This window comes from Mesorhizobium loti, assembly GCF_003148495.1.
Taxonomy (GTDB): Bacteria; Pseudomonadota; Alphaproteobacteria; order Rhizobiales; family Rhizobiaceae; genus Mesorhizobium; species Mesorhizobium loti.
Window position 1 is genome coordinate 457,571 of sequence record NZ_QGGH01000001.1, and the last position, 23,879, is coordinate 481,449.

At 61.1% G+C, this 23,879-nt stretch carries 23 protein-coding genes and 1 pseudogene; 12 read left to right on the forward strand and 12 right to left on the reverse strand.

Features of this window, described 5'->3' with window-relative positions; translation table 11 throughout:
* The first annotated feature begins 133 nt into the window (after positions 1-133).
* From C8D77_RS02430 to C8D77_RS39050, 5 genes and pseudogenes are all read left to right on the forward strand, one after another.
* Complete coding sequence (locus C8D77_RS02430; RefSeq protein WP_109658987.1) at positions 134-1,726, forward strand: acyl--CoA ligase; 1,593 nt, start codon at positions 134-136, stop codon at positions 1,724-1,726.
* Positions 1,723-2,751, forward strand: coding sequence for a 2-dehydropantoate 2-reductase (locus tag C8D77_RS02435; RefSeq protein ID WP_109658989.1), 1,029 nt, complete (start codon positions 1,723-1,725; stop codon positions 2,749-2,751). Before C8D77_RS02430 ends, C8D77_RS02435 begins: the two co-directional genes overlap by 4 nt.
* A gap of 18 nt (positions 2,752-2,769) precedes the next feature.
* Complete coding sequence (locus C8D77_RS02440; protein ID WP_109658991.1) at positions 2,770-3,543, forward strand: fumarylacetoacetate hydrolase family protein; 774 nt, start codon at positions 2,770-2,772, stop codon at positions 3,541-3,543.
* A 123-nt stretch (positions 3,544-3,666) separates the two neighbouring features.
* Complete coding sequence (locus C8D77_RS02445) at positions 3,667-4,509, forward strand: aldo/keto reductase (RefSeq protein ID WP_245951618.1); 843 nt, start codon at positions 3,667-3,669, stop codon at positions 4,507-4,509.
* 147 nt (positions 4,510-4,656) lie between these two features.
* Positions 4,657-4,876: pseudogene (locus tag C8D77_RS39050) on the forward strand (IS6 family transposase); the annotation flags it as partial.
* 133 nt (positions 4,877-5,009) lie between these two features.
* On the opposite strand, the gene C8D77_RS02455 reads toward C8D77_RS39050, so the two are convergent.
* Genes C8D77_RS02455 through C8D77_RS02510 form a run of 12 tightly spaced genes read right to left on the reverse strand, consistent with a single transcriptional unit; the run spans position 5,010 to position 17,245 of the window.
* Complete coding sequence (locus tag C8D77_RS02455) at positions 5,010-5,768, reverse strand: HAD-IA family hydrolase (protein WP_109658995.1); 759 nt, start codon at positions 5,766-5,768, stop codon at positions 5,010-5,012.
* Positions 5,769-5,782: 14 nt separating this feature from the next.
* Complete coding sequence (gene gph / locus C8D77_RS02460) at positions 5,783-6,493, reverse strand: phosphoglycolate phosphatase (protein ID WP_342770027.1); 711 nt, start codon at positions 6,491-6,493, stop codon at positions 5,783-5,785.
* Positions 6,480-7,151, reverse strand: a complete 672-nt coding sequence (gene rpe, locus C8D77_RS02465; protein ID WP_109658998.1) for a ribulose-phosphate 3-epimerase — start codon at positions 7,149-7,151, stop codon at positions 6,480-6,482. The genes gph and rpe overlap by 14 nt, the downstream gene beginning before the upstream one ends.
* Positions 7,148-8,071 carry a CbbX protein gene (cbbX, locus tag C8D77_RS02470; RefSeq protein WP_109659000.1) on the reverse strand — a complete coding sequence of 308 codons (924 nt, stop codon included), beginning with the start codon at positions 8,069-8,071 and terminating at the stop codon, positions 7,148-7,150. The genes rpe and cbbX overlap by 4 nt, the downstream gene beginning before the upstream one ends.
* Positions 8,072-8,089: 18 nt before the next feature.
* On the reverse strand, positions 8,090-8,479 hold the full coding sequence (locus tag C8D77_RS02475; protein WP_109659002.1) for a ribulose bisphosphate carboxylase small subunit: 390 nt from the start codon (positions 8,477-8,479) through the stop codon (positions 8,090-8,092).
* Between the two features lie 12 nt (positions 8,480-8,491).
* The gene (locus C8D77_RS02480; RefSeq protein ID WP_210266357.1) at positions 8,492-9,955 is read right to left on the reverse strand and encodes a form I ribulose bisphosphate carboxylase large subunit; all 1,464 of its coding nucleotides are present in this window, start codon (positions 9,953-9,955) and stop codon (positions 8,492-8,494) included.
* Between the two features lie 28 nt (positions 9,956-9,983).
* Positions 9,984-11,063 (reverse strand): class II fructose-bisphosphate aldolase, encoded by a 1,080-nt coding sequence (fba, locus tag C8D77_RS02485; RefSeq protein WP_109659004.1) that lies wholly within the window; start codon positions 11,061-11,063, stop codon positions 9,984-9,986.
* A 1-nt stretch (position 11,064) separates the two neighbouring features.
* Positions 11,065-12,336, reverse strand: coding sequence for a phosphoglycerate kinase (locus C8D77_RS02490; RefSeq protein WP_425453685.1), 1,272 nt, complete (start codon positions 12,334-12,336; stop codon positions 11,065-11,067).
* Positions 12,279-13,286 carry a type I glyceraldehyde-3-phosphate dehydrogenase gene (gene gap, locus C8D77_RS02495; protein ID WP_109661188.1) on the reverse strand — a complete coding sequence of 336 codons (1,008 nt, stop codon included), beginning with the start codon at positions 13,284-13,286 and terminating at the stop codon, positions 12,279-12,281. The genes C8D77_RS02490 and gap overlap by 58 nt, the downstream gene beginning before the upstream one ends.
* Before the next feature lie 4 nt (positions 13,287-13,290).
* Positions 13,291-15,303, reverse strand: a complete 2,013-nt coding sequence (gene tkt, locus C8D77_RS02500; RefSeq protein ID WP_109659008.1) for a transketolase — start codon at positions 15,301-15,303, stop codon at positions 13,291-13,293.
* Positions 15,304-15,313: 10 nt separating this feature from the next.
* Complete coding sequence (locus C8D77_RS02505) at positions 15,314-16,186, reverse strand: phosphoribulokinase (protein ID WP_109659010.1); 873 nt, start codon at positions 16,184-16,186, stop codon at positions 15,314-15,316.
* Positions 16,187-16,201: 15 nt separating this feature from the next.
* A complete protein-coding gene (locus C8D77_RS02510; RefSeq protein WP_109659012.1) occupies positions 16,202-17,245 on the reverse strand; it encodes a class 1 fructose-bisphosphatase in 1,044 nt (347 codons plus the stop codon).
* Between the two features lie 116 nt (positions 17,246-17,361).
* On the opposite strand from C8D77_RS02510, the gene C8D77_RS02515 reads away from it, so the two are divergent.
* From C8D77_RS02515 to C8D77_RS02545, 7 genes are all read left to right on the forward strand, one after another.
* Positions 17,362-18,297 carry a LysR family transcriptional regulator gene (locus C8D77_RS02515; protein WP_109659014.1) on the forward strand — a complete coding sequence of 312 codons (936 nt, stop codon included), beginning with the start codon at positions 17,362-17,364 and terminating at the stop codon, positions 18,295-18,297.
* A gap of 112 nt (positions 18,298-18,409) precedes the next feature.
* Entirely contained in the window at positions 18,410-19,867 is a 1,458-nt protein-coding gene (locus C8D77_RS02520) for a sigma-54 dependent transcriptional regulator (protein ID WP_109659016.1), read from the forward strand.
* Between the two features lie 157 nt (positions 19,868-20,024).
* Positions 20,025-20,267, forward strand: coding sequence for a hypothetical protein (locus tag C8D77_RS02525; protein WP_109659018.1), 243 nt, complete (start codon positions 20,025-20,027; stop codon positions 20,265-20,267).
* Positions 20,268-20,496: 229 nt separating this feature from the next.
* Entirely contained in the window at positions 20,497-21,459 is a 963-nt protein-coding gene (locus tag C8D77_RS02530) for an NADH-quinone oxidoreductase subunit B family protein (RefSeq protein ID WP_013896581.1), read from the forward strand.
* 47 nt (positions 21,460-21,506) lie between these two features.
* On the forward strand, positions 21,507-23,105 hold the full coding sequence (locus C8D77_RS02535; protein ID WP_109659020.1) for a nickel-dependent hydrogenase large subunit: 1,599 nt from the start codon (positions 21,507-21,509) through the stop codon (positions 23,103-23,105).
* 93 nt (positions 23,106-23,198) lie between these two features.
* Complete coding sequence (locus C8D77_RS02540) at positions 23,199-23,513, forward strand: hypothetical protein (protein ID WP_013896579.1); 315 nt, start codon at positions 23,199-23,201, stop codon at positions 23,511-23,513.
* A gap of 41 nt (positions 23,514-23,554) precedes the next feature.
* Positions 23,555-23,875, forward strand: coding sequence for a hypothetical protein (locus tag C8D77_RS02545; protein ID WP_109659022.1), 321 nt, complete (start codon positions 23,555-23,557; stop codon positions 23,873-23,875).
* The last annotated feature ends 4 nt before the right edge of the window (positions 23,876-23,879 follow it).

Sequence of the window (23,879 nt, forward strand, 5' to 3'; positions counted from 1 at the left end):
AGCTTTCAAACGAGGCCGGCACGGGCCGGGTTACACGAGTGGTATCGACGCCGAGTTCGCTCCGGCTGGTAGGCAACGCCAACGTGGCCGCGTGTAGGACATCCGGTAGCTGTCGCCTTCGACCGGGAGGCGGATGCCTGCGAACATAAAGGAGGATGGCTTGCCTAGCGACCTACACTTGACGATCAGGGACATACTGTCGCGCGCTGACGCCGAGGCCCCGGCGATCAGAGCACCCGACAAGGCGCCGCTAAGCTATGGGCAGTTGCTGCAGCATGCGGATGACGTCGCTTGCCGCCTTCGCGGCATGGGCATCGGACCGAATGACAGAGTGGCAATCGTACTTCCGAACGGTGCCGAGATGGCGGTGGCGTTTCTCGCTTCGACGCTGTGCGGCACGGCGGCGCCGCTCAATCCAGCCTATCGCAGGGAGGAGCTTGACTTCTACCTGAATGACCTCGATGCAAAGCTCATCATCGTGGACGCTGACGCATCCGGGCCGGCGATCGAGGCTGCTGTTGCCAGGGGAATGGCGGTCGTTCGCGTCACCTGCGGAACGCAAAAGACGGCTGGGCTCTTGGTATCCCCTGATCTCGATGCGGCGGTGCCGCAGACTGCCACGAGCAACATATCGCCGCAAAACACTGCCATGGTGCTGCACACCTCCGGCACCACGTCGCGGCCGAAGATCGTGCCGCTGTCGCATCGCAACCTCACCTCATCGGCCAACCATATCGCGGTCTCGCTGGCGTTGCGGCGCGACGACGTCTGCTTGAATATCATGCCCCTCTTCCATATCCACGGGCTGGTCGCGGCGGTCCTTGCATCCTTGCACGCCGGAGCCTCAGTGGTCTGCACCCCGGGCTTCAACGCGCTACGCTTCATGGCGTTGCTGAAAGGCGAGAGCCCTACATGGTACACTGCGGTACCGACAATGCATCAGGCGATCACCGAGCGGGCAGCGCGCCAACCGGACGAGGCCATGAAGAACCGCCTCCGCTTTGTTCGCTCGAGTTCGGCCTCCCTGCCGCCCTCGGTTCTGGCGGAGATCGAGAAGACTTTCGGCTGCACCGTGGTCGAAGCCTACGGAATGACCGAGGCGGCGCATCAAATGACGTCCAATCCACTGACAAAGGCAGAGCGCCGGCCAGGAACGGTTGGACGGGCGGCCGGCCCGATGGTGCGTGTCGCCGACGCATTCGGCAATTTCCTTCCGCCCAGCACCGAGGGCGAGATCGTCATCTGCGGACCCAATGTTGCCAGCGGCTATGAGAACAATCCCGGCGCCGATGCCACCGCGTTCTTCGAGGACGGCGATGCGAAGGCGCGATGGTTTCGCACCGGTGATCTCGGCCGCTTCGATCAAGAAGGTTATCTGACCGTCACCGGCCGCATTAAAGAATTGATCAACCGGGGGGGTGAAAAAGTCGCCCCGCGCGAGGTCGACGAAGTGCTGCTGCTGGCAAGCGGCGTGGCCCAGGCCGTCACCTTCGGCTATCCGCATCCAAAGCTTGGCGAAGAGGTGGCTGCAGCCGTCGTGCTTTCGCCGGGCAGCGGCGCCACAGCCGAGGGCATACGTGCTTTCGCCGCGGAGCGGCTTACGGCATTCAAAGTGCCCCGCAAGATATTCATCGTCGATGAGATTCCGAAGGGTGCAACAGGAAAGATTCAGCGCATTGGTCTTGCTGCGCTGTTGGGCATTAGCCGAACAGAAGGGCATGCATGAAGATCTGTATATACGGGGCCGGCGCGATTGGTGGATATCTCGGGGCCGCACTTGCCGAGGCGGGCTGCGAAGTCAGCCTGATCGCGCGCGGTGCGCACATGGAGGCCATCCGAAGAGATGGGCTTCGCATGGTCCAAGGCGAGCAGGAGACGGTCTATCGTCTCATCTGTACCGACCGGCCACAAGACCTGGCTGCACAGGACTATGTGATTGTCGCGCTCAAGGCTCATCAGGTGCCGGCGGCTGCCCAATCGATCGCTGCACTCCTGGCGCCGGAAGGCAGCGTGGTCACCGCAGTGAATGGCCTGCCATGGTGGTACTTTTTCAAGGCCGGAAACGAATTCGAGGGCAGGTGGCTCGAAAGTGTCGATCCAGGCGGTGTGCAATGGCGCACGATCGGGCCCGAGCGGGTGATCGGCTGCGTCGTCTATCCAGCCTGCGAGATCACCTATCCTGGCGTCGTGACGCTGATGGAGGGGGACCGGTTTTCCTTGGGCGAGCCATCCGGAGAGGCGACGCCGCGCGTATCAGCGCTCTCCGATGCGATGCGCAAGGGTGGCCTGAAAGCGCCGATCCGGGCACGCATTCGCGACGAGATCTGGATAAAACTATGGGGCAACCTGAGCTTCAATCCAATCTCGGCGCTGACACTGGCGACACTCGAAACGATCTGCCGTAATCCCGGGACACGGGGTGTGGCGCGATCAATGATGCTGGAGGCGCAACGCATTGCCGAGCATTTGGGTGTCAAGTTCCCGATTGATGTCGATCGCCGTATTGCGGGCGCGCAGGCCGTTGGCAAGCACAAGACTTCAATGTTGCAGGACCTGGAGCGCGGCCGCCCGATGGAGATTGAGTCGCTCGCCGGCTCCGTGCAGGAACTGGGACTTATGACGGGCATGAAAACACCGTCAATCGATCTTGTGCTGGCGCTGCTTCGTCTGAGGGCCAAAACACTGGCTGAAACGAACGCACCACACGCACCGCACGAACAGGTGGACCGCGCCTCGCCCAGTGTAAAATAGATTCTGGATGGAACCGACGTGACGCACTGGATTCGTTATTCTGTGAAAACAAGTTCAGGCTTCGGCATCCTTGTTGACGATACCATTCATGTCCATGAGGGCGACATGTTCGGAGCAAGCGAGCCAACCGGTGCCTTGCTTCCGCTCGAGTCGGTCCAGGTGGCCATGCCATGCGTTCCAAGCAAGATGATCGCACTGTGGAACAATTCCCGTACCGTCGCGGCCACGCAGGGTCTTGAAATTCCAAAAGACCCGATGTTCTTCATCAAGCCGGCCAATTCATATGCCGGTCAGAATTCGGTTGTCGAGCATTCAGCGGTTGTCGGGCGCATTCTCTTCGAGGGGGAACTGGGCATCATCATCGGCAGGCGGTGCCTTAATGCATCGATCGAAGTGGCTGAGGCGGCGATCTTTGGCTATACTTGCGTCAACGACCTGACGGCGCACGCATTTCTCCAAGCGGAATCTGGTTTTACCCACTGGACGCGCGCCAAGGGGCTGGATGGGTTCGCGCCATTCGGCCCGGTCATAGCGACTGACATCGATCCGGCCGGACTGACTATCCGTACGCGCGTCAACGGGCGCGAGCGCCAGTCATATTCGACATCGGATCTGATTTTCCAGCCGGCCAGGTTGATCAGTTTGATCTCGCGCGGATTGACCCTGCTCCCGGGCGATCTCATCGCCTGCGGCACATCGGCGGGCGTCGGCCCGCTGCCGAAGGAGGGCGCCGTGGAAGTCGAGATTGACGGCATCGGGATACTCACGACGCAATGCCGCCCACCGCAATAATCCCGCGACGAGCAGCCTCTGGAAATAACGACCAAACAGGGCAGGGCTGTTTTCTAATCTGCTTCCTGCCTGTTTCACTCATGGCCGAAACGTCCATGCCTTAGACGACGATGGAGTAGCTTAATGCCCGAAACACCAGGCCAATCCGCGATGCTTACCAGGAACATTCCTTCGAGCGGTGAGCCGCTGCCGGTCGTGGGATGCGGCACTTGGCAGACGTTCGATAGCGGCACATCCCCGACTGAACTCGAGGCACCGAGGCAGGTTCTCGAGCGTTTGTTCGCGGCTGGCGGTTCAGTCATTGACACGTCACCCATGTATGGTCGGGCCGAACAGGTCGCCGGCGAGGTCCTGGCCAGTTTGGCGCCCGGTTCCCCAAGATTCCTCGCAACCAAGGTCTGGACGACGGGTCGGCGGGCAGGCATCAAGCAGATGGAGCATTCCTTCAGGTTGCTGAAGTCCGACGTGATCGATCTGATGCAAATTCACAACCTCGTCGACTGGAGGACCCACCTTCCCGTCCTCAAAGAGTGGAAGGCCGCAGGGCGTCTCAGGTACATTGGCGTGACGCACTACACGGATAGCGCCCACGGGGATCTCGAAGCCGTCCTTCGGTCGGAGACGTTCGATTTTGTGCAGCTGAATTACTCGCTGCTTGATCGTGCGGCGGAGCGGCGGCTATTACCCGCGGCCCAGGACCTCGGCGTCGCCGTTCTTGTCAACCGGCCCTTGGGTGAAGGCACACTGATACGTCGCCTCAGCGACAGACCGCTTCCTGAGGTCGCCAGGGAGCTTGGCTGCGGAAGCTGGTCAGAGCTGGCACTGAAGTACATCGTGGCCCATCCTGCGGTGACATGCATTATCCCCGCCACGTCAGATCCCGAACACATGAAAAGCAACGCGCGGGCCGGGTTCGGAGACGTGGCAACGGATGAGCAGCGCCGCCGCATCTCGCAAGCACTGTAGGCTTCTCGACGTCGTCGAGTTCGGCAGCGCTCCAGGCCAAGTTCGGCAGATTTGTTTTAGACTGTGCAACGGTGGAACGGACGGCGCTTGCGCAGCTGATCGCAACCAAATGGGCGACCCTTGGCCGCGCTGCCCGTGTTGTCCTCCAAGCCGGCCGGCATCCGCATCGCCAAACCCGCCATCGGGCGGATACGCTTCGCACACCATCGGCGCATCAAGCGCCGAGTCGGCCGAGGCTCTGCTTCAAATCGACGGCCACTGCCTCCCACCATCTTGTCTGGCATCGAAAATTCACATGATGCGCGAGCGACAGGCGAGGTACGCCTTCAATGCGAATCCGTCCCTGGCCGAGAACCTCGCCGCCTGATTGACCTCGCAGCGGCCACTCGGCGTCCCTGTTCAGCCCTTGCAACAAAACCCGCAACAGGCCGCGAGGACTGCTCGATCGGCCAATCCCTTGGGTTGCCGGGCGACGGCCCGCTCGACAAAGTTGGCGATGTTCAAGCGTCCGTTCGCCGACCGCCGGACCTCCCTCCGGCACGCCGCAGTAGGCGGCTCACCTCGAGCGGCTGGTTCATCATCGACGTATAAGGGTTGAACTCGGCCGATGACCATGGCGTCGCCAGATTGCGTAGGATGAGATCGGCGCCGCTGAAGTCCTCGTGAGACGTAAACAGGCTGGCTGTGATGACCGTGCGCATGCCGACCGCACGAGCAGCCATAAGTCCGTTCCTGGAATCCTCGATGCAAAGACACTCGCAACCCTCCAGACCAAGGTCCGATAGCACCAGCCGATAGACTTCAGGATCGGGTTTTTTGGCGCGCACATCCTCGCCGGTACGGATGCTGGAAAACAGGTCCAAGGACCTTGGGCCGAGCGTCTGATGAAGGAGCGACACCACATTCGCCCTACTGGTGGTCGTTCCGATCGCGAGCATCAGCCCCTCCTGCGTGGCATGCTCAATCAGCTCCACCACGCCAGGCCTCAGGCTGATCAGACCCTCTTTGATCTTGAGGTTATAGATTTCTGTCTTTCGTGCGTGCAGAAGATCTGGGTCGACATTTTGCCCCGCCATCTGCGCATACGAAACAATGCGCTCCCGCCCACCCGTGGTGCCGAGCAACTCGGTGTACAGACTGTGGTCCCAGACCCAATTAAGCCCGTGCTCGGCAAAAGTCTGGTTGAAAGACTGACGGTGTAGCTCCTCGGTCTCCGCGAGCGTGCCGTCAACGTCGAAGACAAGCGCTCGAATAGCCATTGCACAGCCTTTTCTTACCTCAGGAAAACCGATTCCAGCTGGTCGAGCACGTCGATAACGCAGTCAGCGCCGAGAGCTTCGGCCGCCAGTTCGGTATACCCGCCGCGCACTATGATGCAGCGCATGCCCGCGGCCCTGGCGGCTCCGACGTCGGCCATGCTATCTCCCACCATAACCGCCTGAGCGCTGCTGCAACCGCACGCGTGACAGGCAGCCAGAAGCATATCGGGAGCAGGTTTTTTCGGATGGCCGGCATCGCCGCCGATGACGACATCGAGCTCATTCGACAGGCCGAAATGCGCCAGGACAATGCGTGAGAAGCCTCCCGGCTTGTTGGTGACGACGCCGGTCCGCATCCCAGCCTTGCGAGCCGCGGTCAGCGCCCTGTCCGCTCCGGGGCGCAGGGAGGTCAGTCGGGTGAGGTGGCGGCCATAGATCTCATTCATCCTCTCGCGGCTTGCGCTCTGATCTTCCAGGCCAAGCGCGACCGAATGCGCCGCGAAGGCTCGTTCGATGAGTTTCTCGACCCCATGGCCGATCATGCCACGCACTGCCTCAAGTGAGTGCGGCTCCAGGCCGTATTGCGCCATCAGTTCATTGACGGCGGCGGCCATATCAGGGGCCGAATCGACAAGCGTTCCATCAAGGTCGAAGAAGACCGCCCGCAGGGGCAGGTCCGCGAATGCTTGGCTCGCCTTCATGGCGCCCGTCTCACGAAGCCGCATCGGCTGATTGGCGAATGGCCGCGATGTTGGCCCCGTATGCCGCGGCCGTCCCGCCTTTGAAGATGGCCGAGCCCGCAACAAACACATTGGCACCGGCGGATGCTAGGAGGGGTGCGGTCTGCGAAGTCACCCCGCCGTCGATTTCGATATCGATCGGTCGATCACCGATCATCGCCTTCACGCGCTTTACCTTCTCGACCACCGACGGAATGAAGGCCTGGCCGCCGAACCCTGGATTGACCGTCATCAGGAGGACGAGATCCAGACGATCCAGCACGTATTCGATAACGTTCTCCGGCGTCGAGGGATTGATCGAAACGCCGGCTTTCTTGCCAAGGTCGCGGATGGCCTGGAGCGATCGGTCGAGGTGCACTCCAGCTTCTGCGTGGACCGTTATGATGTCGCAACCTGCATCGGCGAAGGCGGCGAGATAGGGATCAGCTGGCGTGATCATCAAGTGACAGTCGAACACCTTGTCTGTTCGGTTCCGGATTGCCTTGATCACGGCAGGACCGAAGGTAATGTTGGGCACGAAGTGGCCGTCCATAACATCGAGGTGGATCCAGTCCGCACCTGCTGCGGCGACGGCCTCGACTTCTTCGCCAAGACGCGAGAAGTCGGCCGAGAGGACCGATGGGGCAATGATCGTCTGCTTCACTTGGTGGGACCTTCCGCGGCTGTTGGCGTCAAGAACACTCGGCTGGCCCTGATGTCGTCGGCACGGATGGTCGACATCTCCTGCACGGTGACGGGGCCGACCGAGGTTTCGAAAAGACGATTGGCGTGACGCAGCCGGGCGCGGTCCAACGCATTGCGGATCGAGCGTGCATTGGCGAAGTGGGGCTGCGTGCGCCTCATGCGAATGTAGGCGGCCATCATCTGCGTCGCTTCATCGTCGAGCACATAATTCTGCTTGGCCAGCATCGTCTCGGCAATGGAAAGCAGCTCTGCGTCCTCATAGTCCGGGAAGTCGATGTGGTGTGCAATGCGCGATCGAAATCCCGGGTTGGACTGATAGAAGCGCTCCATCCGGTCCCCATAGCCGGCGAGGATGACGACGAGGTCGTCCCGCTGGTTCTCCATCACCTGCAGGAGGATTTCTATGGCTTCCTGGCCATAGTCGCGCTCGTTGTCGGGACGGTAGAGATAGTAGGCTTCGTCGATGAACAACACGCCCCCCATCGCCTTCTTCAGCACCTCCTTCGTCTTCGGCGCGGTATGGCCGATATACTGGCCGACGAGATCGTCGCGCGTTACCGAGACGAGATGGCCCTTGCGCACGTACCCAAGCCGATGGAGCAGATTTGCCATCCTGAGCGCCACCGTCGTCTTGCCGGTGCCTGGATTGCCGGTAAAGCTCATATGCAACGTCGGCGTATGGGTCGACAGGCCCAGGCGGCTGCGCGCGCGCTCGACCAGCAAGAGCGCCGCCGTCTCGCGGATACGCTGCTTGACCGGCTTGAGACCGGTCAGATCGCGATCAAGCTCCGCCAGGATCTCAGCCACCCCCGATTCACGGAAGTCGGCGGCCAGGTCCACGCTCGGCGTTGCCGTTTCGAATGTCTGCACGGCAGTCATGGATACGTCTCCAGGGCGTTAAAGTGCAGCCTTCATCGAATAGCGTTGGACACGGCTGTCCGTCTCGGTGCGGGTGAGGACGAACCTGGGCTCGACCTTCGGCCGATTGACGATGAAGGACAGCATCACGGTCTCGAAACCACGCGAGGAATCGAAGGCGTTGAGGCGGATATAGCTGTCCGATTGGGCAACGCGGCAGGCGCGTATCTCCATCATAACGCCAGCCGCATCCTTGAGGTCGAACATTGGGTTGCCCCACATCTCCCAGAATATGTTCCGGGGATGCGGGTCGTCAGTGTATTCAACACCGATCGACCATTCGTTGCGCAGGCAATATTCGACCTGCGCGGAAATCTGTTCGTCCGAGAGGTCCGGCAGAAAGGAAAAAGTTCCCTGTGTGATGCGCATTGATCAAGCTCCTTAAACGGCGACGGCGGGGGTGGGGACAAAGTCCGACGTGTCGGTGGACTGATAGTTGAAACTGATGTTGCCCCACACATCGAGGGCCGCTTCGAGGGGTTTGCACCATCTGGCGGCCGCGCGCAGGATTTCGGGGCCTTCAGCGGCAATGTCGCGGCCCTCATTGCGGGCAAGCACCATGGCTTCCAGCGCAACGCGGTTTGCGGTTGCGCCCGCCTGGATACCCATCGGATGACCGATCGTGCCACCGCCGAACTGCAGCACGACGTCGTCGCCGAACAAGTCAAGCAGTTGATGCATCTGCCCGGCATGGATGCCGCCAGAGGCAACCGGCATGACTTTCAACGTGTCGGCCCAGTCCTGCTCGAAGAAGATGCCGCGCGGAAGGTCCACCTCGTTTTTCAGTTCGCGGCAGACATTGTAGTAACCCTGGACCGTCATGGGATCGCCTTCGAGCTTGCCGACGGCCGTGCCGGCATGGATGTGATCGACGCCGGCAAGTCGCATCCACTTGGCGATGACGCGAAACGAGATGCCGTGGTTCTTCTGGCGGGTGTAAGTCCCATGTCCAGCGCGATGCAGATGCAGGATCATGTCGTTACGCCGGCACCATTCCGAGATCGACTGAATTGCCGTGTAGCCGATGATCAGGTCGATCATCACGATGCATGAGCCCAGTTCCTTGGCGAACTCGGCGCGCCGGTAGATCTCCTCCATCGTGCCGGCCGTGATGTTGAGGTAGTGGCCCTTGATCTCGCCGGTTTCGGCGGCTGCGCGATTGACGGCCTCCATGCAGTAGAGGAACCGGTCACGCCAGTGCATGAAGGGTTGCGAGTTGATGTTCTCGTCGTCCTTCATGAAGTCGAGGCCACCCTTCAGACCCTCGTAGACCACGCGGCCGTAATTCTTGCCTGAGAGCCCGAGTTTCGGCTTGGTGGTGGCCCCCAGCAGCGGCCGGCCGAACTTGTCCAGCCGCTCGCGTTCGACCACGATGCCGGTCGGCGGTCCCTTGAAGGTCTTCACATAGGCGACGGGCAACCGCATGTCTTCCAGCCGCGCCGCCATGAGCGGCTTGAACGAAAACACGTTGCCGATGATGGAGGCCGTCAGGTTGGCGATCGAGCCCGGCTCGAACAGGATCAGGTCGTAGGCGACGTAGCAGAAATATTCGCCCGGCCGCCCCGGTACCGGATCGACCCGATAGGCCTTTGCCCGGTACTGGTCGGCCGCCGTCAGCCTGTCGGTCCAGACCACCGTCCAGGTTGCGGTCGAGGATTCGCCGGCAACGGCGGCCGCGGCCTCGATCGGATCGACGCCGTCCTGGGGCGTGATGCGAAAAAGCGCGATCAGATCGGTGTCCTTGGGCACGTAGTCGCCGTTCCAGTACCCCATCTGCGCGTATTTGAGCACGCCAGCGCGATAGCGTTCCTTGCCCCTCAGTTCGGTCGGTTGCGCGGTCATCATCCAGATCCTTCCATCAAAAATTGGTGCTTCAGGCAGCCCTGCTGGCCGCCACTTGTGTGTCGAGCAGGCCCGTTGCGTAACGCCTGGCCATCTCGTCCAAGGGCATCACCTTGATCCGGCTGGCATTGCCCGCGCAGCCAAAGGCCTCGAAACGTTCGCGGCACAGGTCGCGCATGGCATCCATGGCAGGCTTGAGGAATTTGCGAGGGTCAAACTCGGCGCGATTGCTGACCGCGACCTTGCGGAATTGGGCGGCCATGGCCATGCGACAATCGGTGTCGATGTTGATCTTGCGCACGCCGTGGCGGATGCCGCGCACGATCTCTTCCACCGGCACGCCGAAGGTCTGCGGCATCTCTCCACCATAGCTGTTGATGATGTCCTGCAGTTCTTGCGGCACGGAGGAAGAGCCGTGCATCACCAGATGCGTGTTTGGCAGTTTCTGGTGGATGGCCTCGATGACATGCATGGCGAGGATGTCGCCGTCAGGGCGGCGCGAAAACTTGTAGGCGCCGTGGCTTGTGCCACAGGCGATCGCCAACGCGTCGACCTTCGTCTGCATGACGAAATCGACCGCTTGCTCGGGATCCGTCAACAATTGGTCGTGGGAAAGCGCGCCCTCCGCGCCATGCCCGTCTTCGGCCTCGCCATGGCCACTTTCCAGCGACCCAAGCACACCGAGCTCGCCTTCCACCGAGGCGCCGACCGCATGCGCCATCTCGGCAACACTTGCCGTCATCTCAACGTTGTAGTCATAGCTCGCCGGCGTCTTGCCGTCGGCCAGGAGCGAGCCGTCCATCATGACCGAGGTGAAGCCGTGGCGGATCGCGGTCAGGCAGGTGGCCTCGTTGTTGCCGTGGTCCTGATGGACGCAAAGGGGAATGTCGGGATAGATCTCCGCCAGGGCATCCATCATCTTCGAGAGCATGATGTCATGGGCGTATGCGCGGGCGCCGCGCGAGGCCTGGATGATAACCGGCGCGTCGCAGGCCTTTGCCGCCTGCATGATGGCGAGACCTTGCTCCATATTGTTGATGTTGAAGGCTGGAACGCCATAGTCACGTTCAGCGGCATGGTCGAGCAGCTGTCGAAGTGTAATCTTGGCCATTTTAGACGGTCTCCGAATTTTCGACTCTTTTGCGCAGCACTTCGATGCCGGGTAAGTGGCAACCTTCCAGCCATTCCAGGAAGGCGCCGCCGGCGGTCGAAAGGTAGGTGATCTGGTCGGCGACGCCCGCCATCGACAGTGCGGCCGCCGTGTCGCCGCCGCCCGCGATGGTGGCGAGTTGTCCGGCCTTTGACAGTGCAGCTGCATGGCGCGCCACCGCGAAGGTGGCGTCTCCAAATGGCCGCATCTCGAAGGCCCCCAGCGGGCCATTCCACAACAGGGTGCGGCAGGCGTTCAGGACCTCCTTGATCTCGGCGACTGTCCTGGGGCCAACGTCGAGCGCCATTGCCTCGTCAGGGACAGCTGCCACGGGGACAGTTGTGGCCAGAGCCTCTGCCTCGAACATCCTGGCAACGGTCACGTCGCTGGGCAGAAGGATACGGCAACCGTTGGCGGCGGCGGTCTCCATGATATCGCGAGCGATCGAAACACACTCCGGCTCGTGGATTGACCGCCCCACCCGATATCCGCTTGCAGCCAGAAATGTGTTGCCCATGCCGCCACCGATGATCAGGTGGTCCATCCTGCCGATCAGGTGCTTCAGCACCCGTATCTTGGACGAGACCTTGGCACCCCCTACCAGGGCGGCCACCGGCCTTCTCGGCGCGTCGAGGGCGGCAGTCAGTGCGGCGACTTCGGCGAGCAGGGACGGCCCGGCGTAGGCGGGCATGATTTGCGCGATTGCGTGGGTCGAAGCATGCGCCCGATGAGCGCAGGAAAAGGCGTCGTTGACAAAGAGATCGCCGTTGACCGAGAGCCGCAATGCAAAATTGCGACTGTTGGCCTCCTCACCCTTGTGAAAACGAAGGTTTTCGAGCAGGAGAACCTTGCCGTCGTGATGATGCCTGGCAGCCTTCTCCGCAGTGGAACCGACACAATCTGGGACGAACACAACTTCGCGGCCGACTTCGCTGGACAGGGTGGCTGTTACCGGCCTCACTGAATAGATGGGATTGGCATCACCGTCGGGTCTGCCAAGATGCGTCATGACGACAACCTTGGCACCTCGCGCCAGGAGGTCCCTGACAGTCGGAGCAAAACGCACTATCCTGGTGGCATCGGCGACGATGCCATTCTTGAGGGGTACGTTGAGGTCGGCGCGAACGAGAACGGTCTTGCCGGCAATTTCAGCGGAGCGGATATCGGGGAGGGGTCTCAAAGCACGCCCCCAACAGCGACCGCGGTGTCGGCCATGCGGTTGGAGAAGCCCCATTCATTGTCGTACCAGGACAGCACCGAAACGAAGTTGCCGTCCATCACCTTGGTCTGGTCGAGCGCCAAGATCGACGAACGCGGATCATGGTTGAAATCGATCGAGACATTCGGGTGATGGGTGACGCCGAGAATGCCCTTGAGCTTGCCATTCGACGCGGCGATGACCGCTTCGTTGATTTCCTGCACCGAGGTGGCGCGCTTGGCGATGAACTTGAAGTCGACCACCGAGACGTTCGGGGTCGGCACGCGGATCGAGATGCCGTCGAGCTTGCCCTTGAGGTCGGGGAGCACAAGGCCGATCGCCTTGGCGGCACCGGTCGAGGTCGGAATCTGCGACAGGGCGGCGGCGCGGGCGCGGTAGAGATCCTTGTGCATGGTGTCCAGCGTCGGCTGGTCGCCCGTGTAGGAATGGATCGTCGTCATCATGCCCTTTTCGATGCCGACCGTCTCGTGCAGCACGGCGGCCAGCGGCGCCAGGCAATTGGTGGTGCAGGACGCGTTGGAGATGACGATGTGGTCCTTGGTCAGCTGGTCGTGGTTGATGCCGTAGACCACGGTCAGATCGGCGCCGTCGGCGGGTGCGGAGACCAGCACGCGCTTGGCGCCGGCGGTCAGGTGGGCGGCAGCCTTGTCGCGGGCGGTGAAGATGCCGGTGCATTCGAGCGCGATGTCGACGCCGAGTTCCTTCCACGGCAGCTGCGTCGGATCCTTGATCGCGGTGACCTTGAACTTTTCCTTGCCGACGGTGATCTGGTCGCCGGACACCGACACCTCATGCGGGAAGCGGCCGTGCACGCTGTCGTAGCGCAGCAGGTGCGCATTGGTCTCGACCGGGCCGAGATCGTTGACGGCGACGACGTCGATGTCCTTGCGGCCGGATTCATGGATGGCGCGCAGGATGTTGCGGCCAATGCGGCCGAATCCGTTGATGGCAACTCTGACGGTCAAGGCTTCAATCCTTCTGAACAACTGCACAAGCGGCATCGGCAATCGCCTCGGCGGTGATACCGAAATGCCTGTAAAGCTCCGCGGCCGGTGCGCTGGCGCCAAAGCCGGTCATTCCGATGAAGGCGCCACCTTCGCCAATCCAGCGGTCCCAACCAAGGCGCGCGGCCGCCTCGACGGCTATGCGCGGAGCTGTTCCGAGAACCTCGGCGCGATAGGCTTCGTCTTGTTCTTCAAAGAGTTCCCAGCAGGGCATGGAGACCAGGGCAACCCGTATATGATGGCGCTCCAGAAGCAGGTCGGCGGCCGCGCGGGCGATTTCCACTTCCGAACCGGTGGCGATCAGCGTCAAGTCACGCCGGCCGACGGGCTTGCGCATAAGGTAAGCCCCTTGGGCCGAGCGACTGGCTTCGGGAGCCTTCGTGCGGAGCATCGGCAGGTTCTGTCTCGACAGCACCAGCACGCTCGGCCGGTGCTTTGACCTCAGCGCCAGCTCCCAGCACTCAGCTGTCTCGATTATGTCGGCCGGACGAAAGACATTGAGATTTGGCGTGGCGCGCAGCATCGCCAAATGTTCGACAGGCTGGTGCGTGGGCCCATCTTCGCCAAGTCCGATGGAATCATGGGTCATCACATAGATGACGCGCTGGCCCATCAGCGCCGAGAGCCGCATTGCGCCGCGCGCATAATCGGCAAAGCACAGGAACGTCCCGCCATAAGGGACAAGCCCGCCATGCAGGGCCATCCCGTTCATAGCCGCCGCCATGGCGTGCTCGCGGATGCCATAGTGGATGTATCGTCCGGAAAAGTCGCCCGGTGAGACGCGAGCCATGCCCTTGGTGATGGTCAAGTTGGAATGAGTGAGATCCGCCGATCCACCGACAGTCTGTTCCGTCGCCTCGTTGATCACAGCGAGAGCCAGTTCCGAGGCCTTGCGGGTTGCGACGTTGGTCGCATTTTCGAAGTGTTGCTGGCGAAATGTCGACAGTGCCTCGAAGACGCCCTCGGGAAGGTCGCCAGCCACAGCACTTTCGAATTCCTGGCGGCGCGGCGAAGCGGCAAGTCTCGCCTCCCACGCCGCGCGCGCGGTTCGGCCGCGTGCTGGCGCGGTGCGCCAGGCGCGCAAAACTTCGCCGGGGATCTCGAAGGGTGGATGATCCCAACCGAGGTTTGTTCGCGTCGCGGCGATTTCGGCCGCGCCGAGCGGCGCGCCATGGGTTTTTTCCGAGCCGCCCAGGTTCGGCGCGCCCTTTCCGATTGTGGTCCGGCATGCGATCAACGTCGGCCGATCCGACGTCCGCGCCTCTTCCAGCGCCGCCGCGATTGCATCCAGGTCGTGGCCATCGATCGAAAGAACGCTCCAGCCGGCGGCCCGGAACCGCATCGGTTGGTCCATCGAGGTCGCCAACGAGGTCGGACCGTCAATCGAAATGCGATTGTCGTCCCAAAGCACGATCAATTTTGAAAGGCCAAGATGGCCGGCGAGGTCAATCGCCTCGTGGCTCATCCCCTCTTGCAGGCAGCCATCGCCGGCGATGGCATATGTGAAGTGGTCGACGAGGCCGTCACCAAACCGGGCGGCAAGCATGCGTTCGGCCAATGCCATGCCGACCGCTGTCGCAATGCCCTGGCCAAGTGGACCTGTCGTGGTTTCAATGCCAAGGGCATGGCCGTATTCGGGATGCCCGGCGGTGCGGCTGCCAAGTTGCCGGAAGCGCTGCAGCTCCTCGATCGGCATGTCTTCGTAGCCGAGCAGATAGTGCAGCGCGTATTGCAACATGGAGCCATGGCCCGCCGACAGGACGAAACGGTCACGGTCGGGCCAGTCGGGACGCGACGGATCGATTTGGAGGAAGCGATTGAACAGGATGGTGGCAACATCGGCCATGCCCATCGGCATGCCGGGATGGCCGGAGTTTGCCTTTTGAACCGCATCCATGGCGAGCGCCCTGATGGCGTTCGCCATCAGCTGCTCATCGGTCTTGGCAGGGGCGGGGCTCTCGATTGCGATCTGGTTCATCCTAGCTTCCTCAGTTGGCGCGGCGCTTGCGTTCGATCAGTTGCATGATCAGCGGTGTGAGGATCAGCTGCATGGCCAGGTCGAGCTTGTTGCCCGGCACGACGATCGAGTTGGCGCGCGACATGAACGAGTTGTGGATCATCGAAAGCAGGTAGGGGAAATCGATGCCGCGCGGGTTGGCGAAGCGGATGATCAGCATAGATTCGTCAGGTGTAGGGATCCAGCGAGCGACGAATGGATTGGATGTATCGACGATCGGCACGCGCTGGAAATTGATGTCGGTCTTTGAGAACTGCGGCACGATGTGGCGCACGTAATCGGGCATGCGCCGAAGGATCACGTCCACCACGGCTTCCGTCGAGTAGCCACGCGTGGAGCGGTCGCGGTGAATCTTCTGGATCCATTCAAGGTTGATGACCGGCACCACGCCAATCTTGAGGTCAGCGTGTTTGGCCAGATCGACCCTGTCGGTGACGGCACAACCATGCAGGCCCTCATAGAAGAGCAGATCACTGGGCGCGAACTCGCGCCACGGCGTGAAGGTGCCGAGATCGCAGCCATAGAGTTCAGCCTCCGCCTCATCGTGAACATAGGTTCGCGTGCGGCCAGCACCCCTCAGCCCATACGCCTCGAAGACTTCCTGGAGCGCATCGAGTTCGTTGGCCTCCGCGTTGAAATGGGTGAAGTAGGGGTTGCCGCCCTTCTCGTCCTCGGCAACCTTCACCTTCATCGCCGCGCGATCGTAGCGGTGGAATGCATCGCCCTCGATGAACGCCGCCTCGACGTTTTCGCGCCGGAAGATCTGCTCAAAGATGCGCTTGACCGAGGTGGTGCCAGCACCCGAGGAGCCGGTGATCGAGATGATGGGGTGCTTGGCCGACATCTTATGCCTCCCTGATCAGGCCCGAAACAGGCCGCGGTTGCCAAACAGCGGTGAACGCTCGGCTATTGCGCTTGGCTCGGTATGGTAGCGGGCGACGCGCTCGACCTCCCTGGCGGAGCCGAAGACAAGCGGGACGCGTTGGTGCAGGCCGGTCGGAACGATGTCGAGTATGCTGCAAAGCGCATTCGTCGCGCGTCCGCCGGCTTGCTCCACCAGCATCGCGATGGGATTGGCCTCGTAGACGAGCCGCAGCCGTCCGCTTGCGTAGCCGGCACGGCTGTCGCCGGGATAGAGAAAGACGCCACCGCGCATCAGGATGCGATAGACATCGGCGACAAGCGAGGCGATCCAGCGCATGTTGAAGTTCTTGCCGCGCGGACCTTCCTCGCCTTTCAGGCAATCATCCACATAGAGCCGCACGGCTTCTTCCCAATGGCGATAATTGGACGCGTTGATGGCGAATTCCTGGGTGCGTTCGGCCACCGCCACGCTCTCATGGGTCTGCACGAAGGTGTTAAGTTCAGGCGAGAAGACGAACGCGTGCGTGCCGAGGCCAAGCGTCAAAACGAGAACCAGCTGCGGTCCGTAGACAAAAAAGCCTGCCGCGAGCTGGCTGCTGCCTGGCTGAAGAAAAAAGGCGGCCGGGTCGATGCCGGGCGCGCCAGTCGCTGGGAGAAGCGAGAATATTGTGCCAATCGACACGTTGACGTCGATGTTGGACGAACCGTCCAAGGGGTCGATGGCTAGCGCGATGCGGCTCTCGGGGTCGAGTGCGACCGGTGCGACACGCTCTTCAGAGGCGACACACCGCACGGGAGCACGGCGCATGGCTTCCAGAAAGATATCATCGGCATAGATGTCCAGGTCCTTTTGGGTATCACCGTCCGCGTTGACCGTTCCATTGGTCCCGCCAAAGGCGGACCCAAGCCTACCAGAGCGGATGCCGTTGTTGATCGCGAGAGCCGCACCAGCCAGCGCCGCGACCGTTGCCAAGACGTCGCCATCATGCCCTTGCCGTTGGTGCGACGCCAAAAAGGCGTCGAGTGTCGGATTGCTCATTTTCCCCTCCCGATCTCGCGATAGGCCGCAGATCTGAAGACGGTTGGAACAGCCCGTCATGGATTAGTAAACTTTAATCTATTTACGACGGCGATAAGTTCTGCTTACTTCGATCGATGCGCAACATAACGCTCCGCCATCTTCGAATCATCTCGGCCATCCACACCGAGGGCAAAATCATCAACGCTGCCAAGGCCTTGGGACTAACCGGGCCGGCCGTGACGCTACAGCTCCAACAGGTTGAAGCAGAAGCGGGAATTCAGCTTTTCGAACGTGCTCCACATGGGATGCGTCCGACTGACGCAGGTTTTGCCTTCATCGAAGCGGCACACGCCATTGATGAGAGATTGGGGCTGCTCCAGGAGGAAATTGATGCGGTCAAGGGTCTCCGGAAGGGGCATTTGATCGTCGGCGCGGTCTCCACGGCGAAGTATTTCGCGCCTCAGATCATTGCTGGTTTCAAGAAGGAGTTCCCCGATATCGAACTGAAGCTGGTGATCGGCAACCGGGCCGAAACCATTGCGAAGCTGAAGGACCATGTCCTTGACATTGCACTGATGGGGCGACCGCCCCCGGATCTGCCGGTGGAGGCCAGAGTGTTCGGGGACCACCCCTTGATCATCGCGGCCGCCCCCGATCATCCCCTGGCACAGGCGCGCGACATAACCAAAGCCAGGATCGCGAAGGAACATTTCATCGTGCGCGAACCGGGTTCGGGCACGCGCATGTCATTCGAAAGGTTTCTTGGCGACATCCCCGGGCGATTGGAGCAACCCGGAACGGAGATGGATTCCAACGAAACGATCAAGCAGGCCGTGATGGCCGGGCTGGGCGTGGCCTTCATCTCCGCCCACACCATAGCCTTCGAGGTTCAGGCGGGACGGCTGTCGGTGCTCGATGTGATCGGTATGCCAATTCGCCGCCAATGGTTTTCGGTCGTGCGCAGCGACCGCGTCGTGACGCCAGCCATCGGTGCGTTCTGCGCCTTCCTGGCGCGTAAGGGAGCCGCTTTCCTGCCGATCTCGGGTAAGCTCTATCCCGAAACCCGCTGAGACCTGCGGCGGCGCCAACCTGTCCATGGTTCAAAAAGTAGCAGCTATTCAGGGCAATTGAAGCCGTCGCGCCGTTTTGCTAACAAGGTGCGCAAAATGGAAACCTACTTGTATGGATGAACCGGGCACCGTCGTCATCGTCTCGCGGCAGGGCAGCGACTGGACATGGCCGCTTCACGTGCTGGCCGAGCGCTACGCATATCGTGTTGTTCTGGCGCACTCCTTTTCTGAAGCCCTGACCACGATGGCCACCATCCACGTCGATCTGGCCATAGCGGAGGATCATGCGGGGGAAGATGCCGGTCTCACCTTCCTTACCGGCCTTCGGGTGTCTCATCCCGACATCACCCGCATCTATGTGACGTCGAATTCGGACTGCATCTCGGAGCCGGCATTGTCCCAGGCGGCAATCTACCAGTTTCTGCTGAAGCCCGTTGATGCTTCGCAATTGGGCCTGCTTGTCGAAAGAGCATTGGAGACCCGCGAACTTGCACGCCGCCATCGCATCCTGTCTCGGGAGTTCAAGATCTCGGGCGACGGACTGATCTTCGGTGAGCGCAAGAATGCCGCCTTCAGAGCGGAGAGCCAGCGTTTCGAAAAACTCGTCTATGTCAGCGCGAAAATGGCTGAATTGTGCGATCTGGCACGGCAAGCGGCCAAGACCGAGCTGCCGATTCTCATCGAAGGGGAGACGGGCACCGGCAAGGAACTGCTGGCCAGGGCCATCCATTACAACTCGATGCGCCGGGCAAGTCCTCTGCTGGTCCAGAACTGCGGAGGCGTGCCGGACGAATTGCTGCAATCGGAATTGTTTGGACACAAGCGCGGATCCTTTACCGGAGCTATTTCGGACCGGCTGGGTCTGTTTCGCGCCGCCGACGGCGGGACGGTTTTCCTGGATGAGATTTCCGAAGTGTCGCCGTCCTTTCAGGTTAGCTTGTTGCGATTTCTCCAGGAGGGCGAGGTCAAGCCCCTTGGCTCCGACAGGGTCACACACTGTAATGTTCGCATCATCGTGGCATCCAACCGGCGCCTGAAAAATCTGGTCGCGCGTGGCGAGTTCCGGCAGGATCTCTATTTCCGGCTGAAAGGCTTTGAGTTCGAAGTCCCTTCCCTGAGAGAACGCCCCGAAGACATTGGACCCCTGGCGGAGTTCTTTGCGGCAAAACATGCCGATGCCATTGGCCGCAAGATTCTGGGAATCACGGCCAACACCATCGAAAAGCTTTCAAGCGGCGAATTTCCAGGCAATGTCCGGGAACTGGAAAATGAAATCCGCCGCATGGTGGCTCTCGCCAAGGATGGCGAATATCTGACGACACGCAACATGTCAGCGACGCTCCTTGCTGCGTCGCCCCGGCGCAGTTCGGAAGCCGTTGCCTTTCTCCCGGAGGGCGTGACGTTGAAGGACCAGGTGGAAAGCCTCGAAAAGCAGATCGTCAGCAGGGCACTTGTTCGCAATCACTGGAACCAAAGCCGCACGGCAAACGAACTCGGGCTGTCGCGGGTTGGTCTGGCAAACAAGATCAAACGCTACAGCTTGAACGAACACGGCCAGCAACACCAATGACGGCGAAGCCGTAGCGACAGGCTCCTGCCGTTGGCAATCGGTGATGCTGGATGTTGCGACGCAGGCTTGGCGGCAGTTGGCTGCTTGAGCCGGGGTGACAAATCGGTCATGTCCGCCCTATGCTCAAGCTTCGAGCGCGGACGTTTAGGAGAGCGCCATGAACCAAGCCGACGAACCCTCATCACCGCCGCAACCAGACATAATTCCTTTTCCCCAGTCCCGGGTTCTGCCTTCAAGCCGACACAAGCCGATCAAATATCTGGGGCAGGGGGCAATGGCAAAAGCGATCGGCGCGCCTGAACGGCAGGCGACGGGCCACTGGTGCAGTCGCTGCCAAGGCATCTGGTATGGCTATCTGCTCGAAGTCACATGTCCCGCCTGCGGTAATCGTCACGGATAGCAAACAGGTTGTGACGTCTTTGGCGTCGGTCACAATCTAGTTTCCAACAGCAAAGTTAGTTTGCAGCCTGGGACCCGCGCCAATTCGGCGGCCAGATCCGCGCAAGACACGCCAACATACTGATAACAAACGAATTCCTGACCATCGCTGGCGGCTGGCACGGCGCTTGCTTCACACTAATCGGAGGCGTGCATACGGCAATGCTTCGTTACAGGCTGTGGAGGAGAGAATGGCCAATCTTTTGTGGCTCCAGGGTGGAGCATGCTCCGGCAACACGATGTCGTTTCTCAATGCCGAGGAACCGAGCGCGTGTGATCTGGTTACCGACTTTGGCATTAACGTGCTGTGGCATCCGTCGCTCGGGCTCGAGCTTGGCGAGAACCTGCAGAAGATGCTGAAGGCGCTGACCGCCGGCACGCTGGCGCTCGATATTTTCGTGTTCGAAGGCACCGTGGTGAATGCCCCCAACGGAACAGGCGAATGGAACCGCTTTGCGGGTCGTCCCATGCGCGACTGGGTAAGGGACCTGTGCAAGGTCGCCAATTTTGTCGTCGCCGTCGGCGACTGCGCGACGTGGGGCGGCATCCCCGCGACCGCGCCAAACCCGTCCGAAAGCGAAGGCCTGCAATTCCTCAAGCGCGGCCATGGCGGCTTCCTCGGCAAGGATTTCAAATCCAAGGCCGGCCTGCCAGTGATCAACATTCCAGGGTGTCCGGCTCACCCCGACTGGATCACGCAAATCGTGGTCGCCGTGGCGACCGGCCGTGGAGGGGATCTCACGCTGGACGAGTTCCAGCGTCCGAAGACCTTTTTTACGTCCTTCACGCAGACCGGCTGCACCCGCAACATGCACTTCGCCTACAAGGTTTCGGCGACCGAGTTTGGTCAGCGCAAAGGCTGCCTGTTCTACGACCTGGGCTGCCGCGGGCCGATGACGCATTCGCCGTGCAACCGCATTTTGTGGAACCGCCAATCGTCCAAGACGCGAGCGGGCATGCCGTGCATGGGCTGCACGGAGCCCGAGTTCCCGTTCTTCGATCTGGCTCCGGGAACTGTGTTCAAGACGCAGACCGTCATGGGTGTCCCAAAGGACATGCCGAGCGGGGTCGACAAGACCGGTTACATCAAGCTGACGGCCGCGGCCAAGGCTGCTTCGCCGCGCTGGGCTGAAGAAGACATCTTCGTCGTCTGAAGTCACCGATTGCTAGAATCCAATTTTCCAGGGAGGTCCGGAAGACCATGTCAGCTGCTGTTCAAACACTTGATATTTCTCCTGTCGGCCGTGTCGAGGGCGATCTCGACGTGCGCGTCGACATCCAAAATGGCGTTGTCGTCAACGCCTGGACGCAAGCCGAACTGTTCCGCGGGTTCGAGATTATCCTGCGCGACAAGGATCCGCAGGCGGGGCTGGTCGTCACGCCGCGCGCTTGCGGTATTTGCGGCGCCTCGCACCTGACCTGCGCGGCCTGGGCGCTCGATACCGCCTGGAAAGCCGAGGTTCCCCGCAACGCCATCCTTGCGCGCAATCTCGGGCAGATCGTCGAAAGCCTGCAGAGCTTGCCAAGACACCATTACGGCCTGTTCATGATCGACTACACGCACAAGAACTATTCGCATTCGAAATACTATGAGGAGGCGGTCAAGCGCTGGTCGCCATACACCGGCACCAACTATGAACTTGGCGTGACGATCTCTGGACGACCCGTTGAAATCTATGCCCTGCTGGGGGGCCAGTGGCCGCATTCCAGCTACATGGTGCCTGGCGGCGTGATGTGTGCGCCCACGCTTACTGACGTAACCCGGGCCTGGTCCATCCTCGAGCATTTCCGCCGCAACTGGATGGAGCCGGTTTGGCTGGGCTGCTCCTTCGAACGCTACGAGCAAATTCGTTCCTATGACGATTTCATGGCCTGGCTTGACGAGCGCCCCGAGCACGCGAACTCGGATCTGGGCATGTTTTGGCGCATGAGCGTGGACGTCGGTGTCGACAAGTATGGCAAAGGTCATGGGAAATACGTTTCGTGGGGCTACTTGCCGCATGAGGACAAGTACAATCGGCCGACGATCGAAAACCGCAACGCCTCGCTGCTGATGAAAAGCGGTGTCTATGACGGGGCGGCCGATACCCACAAGCTGATGGACCAGGTCCACACTAGAGAGGACGTCTTGCATGCCTGGTACGACGAGCCGAGCGGAAAGCATCCGTTCGATCGCACGACAAAGGCCGTCGGCAAGAATCCCGTCGAATACGATAATCAATACTCATGGTCGACCGCGGTGCGCCACGACAATAACGGTCGGCTCGAAGCTGGACCCTTGGCCCGCCAGCTTATCGCAGGTGGTAGCCACGGAGAAAGCTGGCAGCATCACGACCCGCTTGTTCTTGACATGTACAAGAAACTTGGCGGGGCCAGTGTCATGCTGCGTCACTTCGCCCGCATGCACGAGGGCGTTAAGCTCTATCGTCAGGCCGAGCATGCACTGCGCGAGTTTCGCCTCAATGACCCGTGGTACGTCAAGCCGACGGAGAAGGACGGCCGCGGCTGGGGAGCCACCGAAGCCATCCGCGGTGCGCTTTGTCATTGGATCGAGGTGCAAAACGGCAAGATCAAGAACTACCAGATCATCGCGCCGACCACTTGGAATGTCGGGCCAAGATCGGACGGTGGCGAGCTTGGCCCGATCGAGCAGGCGCTGATCGGCACGCCGATCGCGGATCCAAGTGATCCCGTCGAGGTCGGCCATGTCTGCCGCTCGTATGATTCCTGTCTTGTCTGTACCGTGCACGCCCATGATGCCAGCACCGGGACAGAACTCGCACGCTTCCGCACGGCTTGATTCGACGCGACGCGTCGAGCGCGCTCAGCCTCGATCGTCCGGCCGCGCGCCGGACGATCGGATCTGCTGCACACGAACCCGGGAGCGCAGGCAATGAATAGCGAGCAACAGCATGCTTTGCTGCGCAAGATGGCGCAATTGATGCAAGGCGGGCTAAAGACGCAGACCGAACCTTTTCCCGAAACGGAAAAGGAGTTTGCCGCGATTTTGACCGAACTGCGGCAGTTGAAGGCCGACGACATCGAGGGCAAGATGGTCATCAGCGGCTTCGTGGATCAACCCTACGGCCCTGACAAGCAGCGCTGCATGGAATGCATGTATTACCTCGTCCACCGAGAATGGTGCGACCTGCCGGAACTGGCCGTGCCGGTCGATGCCGATTGGTGGTGCAGGCTTTGGCGCATCTAGGCCCTTGCAACGACGTTGGGCCCGCGCGGTAGGAGGAGCCGGTGGCGAACGAAACCAACGACGAGAATGTGGCGGGCCAAATCCGCTCTTTGCTTGCTGGCGGCTTGAAGACCGAAGTTTTTCCACGTGCCGACGACCAGGACAGCGTGGCCGAAATCCTTGGCCGTTTGCGCGAGGCTGGCGGCGACATTTCGGCTGGACTGGTGATTGCGGGCTTCACCCTCCAGCCCGTGGAGCACGGCGGCATCGAGCAGGCCTGCGAGACCTGCATGTACTATCTGGTCCACCGGCGCTTCTGCGAGCTTCCCGAACTCGCCGTTCCCGTTGAACCGCAGTGGTCCTGCCGTCTCTGGCGCATATGAGTGC

Excerpts from the sequence above, each read along its gene's own strand:
- C8D77_RS02455 (WP_109658995.1), bottom strand. The coding sequence starts at position 5,768 with ATGGCTATTCGAGCGCTTGTCTTCGACGTTGACGGCACGCTCGCGGAG.
- C8D77_RS02510 (WP_109659012.1), bottom strand. The coding sequence starts at position 17,245 with ATGAGCAATCCGACACTCGACGCCTTTTTGGCGTCGCACCAACGGCAA.
- C8D77_RS02540 (WP_013896579.1), top strand. The coding sequence starts at position 23,199 with ATGAATAGCGAGCAACAGCATGCTTTGCTGCGCAAGATGGCGCAATTG.
- C8D77_RS02535 (WP_109659020.1), top strand. The coding sequence starts at position 21,507 with ATGTCAGCTGCTGTTCAAACACTTGATATTTCTCCTGTCGGCCGTGTC.
- C8D77_RS02490 (WP_425453685.1), bottom strand. The coding sequence starts at position 12,336 with ATGGGGCTTCTCCAACCGCATGGCCGACACCGCGGTCGCTGTTGGGGG.
- C8D77_RS02445 (WP_245951618.1), top strand. The coding sequence starts at position 3,667 with ATGCCCGAAACACCAGGCCAATCCGCGATGCTTACCAGGAACATTCCT.
- tkt (WP_109659008.1), bottom strand. The coding sequence starts at position 15,303 with ATGAACCAGATCGCAATCGAGAGCCCCGCCCCTGCCAAGACCGATGAG.
- C8D77_RS02505 (WP_109659010.1), bottom strand. The coding sequence starts at position 16,186 with ATGTCGGCCAAGCACCCCATCATCTCGATCACCGGCTCCTCGGGTGCT.
- C8D77_RS02435 (WP_109658989.1), top strand. The coding sequence starts at position 1,723 with ATGAAGATCTGTATATACGGGGCCGGCGCGATTGGTGGATATCTCGGG.
- cbbX (WP_109659000.1), bottom strand. The coding sequence starts at position 8,071 with ATGACTGCCGTGCAGACATTCGAAACGGCAACGCCGAGCGTGGACCTG.
- C8D77_RS02525 (WP_109659018.1), top strand. The coding sequence starts at position 20,025 with ATGAACCAAGCCGACGAACCCTCATCACCGCCGCAACCAGACATAATT.
- C8D77_RS02520 (WP_109659016.1), top strand. The coding sequence starts at position 18,410 with ATGGATGAACCGGGCACCGTCGTCATCGTCTCGCGGCAGGGCAGCGAC.
- C8D77_RS02430 (WP_109658987.1), top strand. The coding sequence starts at position 134 with ATGCCTGCGAACATAAAGGAGGATGGCTTGCCTAGCGACCTACACTTG.
- C8D77_RS02515 (WP_109659014.1), top strand. The coding sequence starts at position 17,362 with ATGCGCAACATAACGCTCCGCCATCTTCGAATCATCTCGGCCATCCAC.
- C8D77_RS02530 (WP_013896581.1), top strand. The coding sequence starts at position 20,497 with ATGGCCAATCTTTTGTGGCTCCAGGGTGGAGCATGCTCCGGCAACACG.
- C8D77_RS02475 (WP_109659002.1), bottom strand. The coding sequence starts at position 8,479 with ATGCGCATCACACAGGGAACTTTTTCCTTTCTGCCGGACCTCTCGGAC.
- gph (WP_342770027.1), bottom strand. The coding sequence starts at position 6,493 with ATGCGGCTTCGTGAGACGGGCGCCATGAAGGCGAGCCAAGCATTCGCG.
- C8D77_RS02480 (WP_210266357.1), bottom strand. The coding sequence starts at position 9,955 with ATGATGACCGCGCAACCGACCGAACTGAGGGGCAAGGAACGCTATCGC.
- fba (WP_109659004.1), bottom strand. The coding sequence starts at position 11,063 with ATGGCCAAGATTACACTTCGACAGCTGCTCGACCATGCCGCTGAACGT.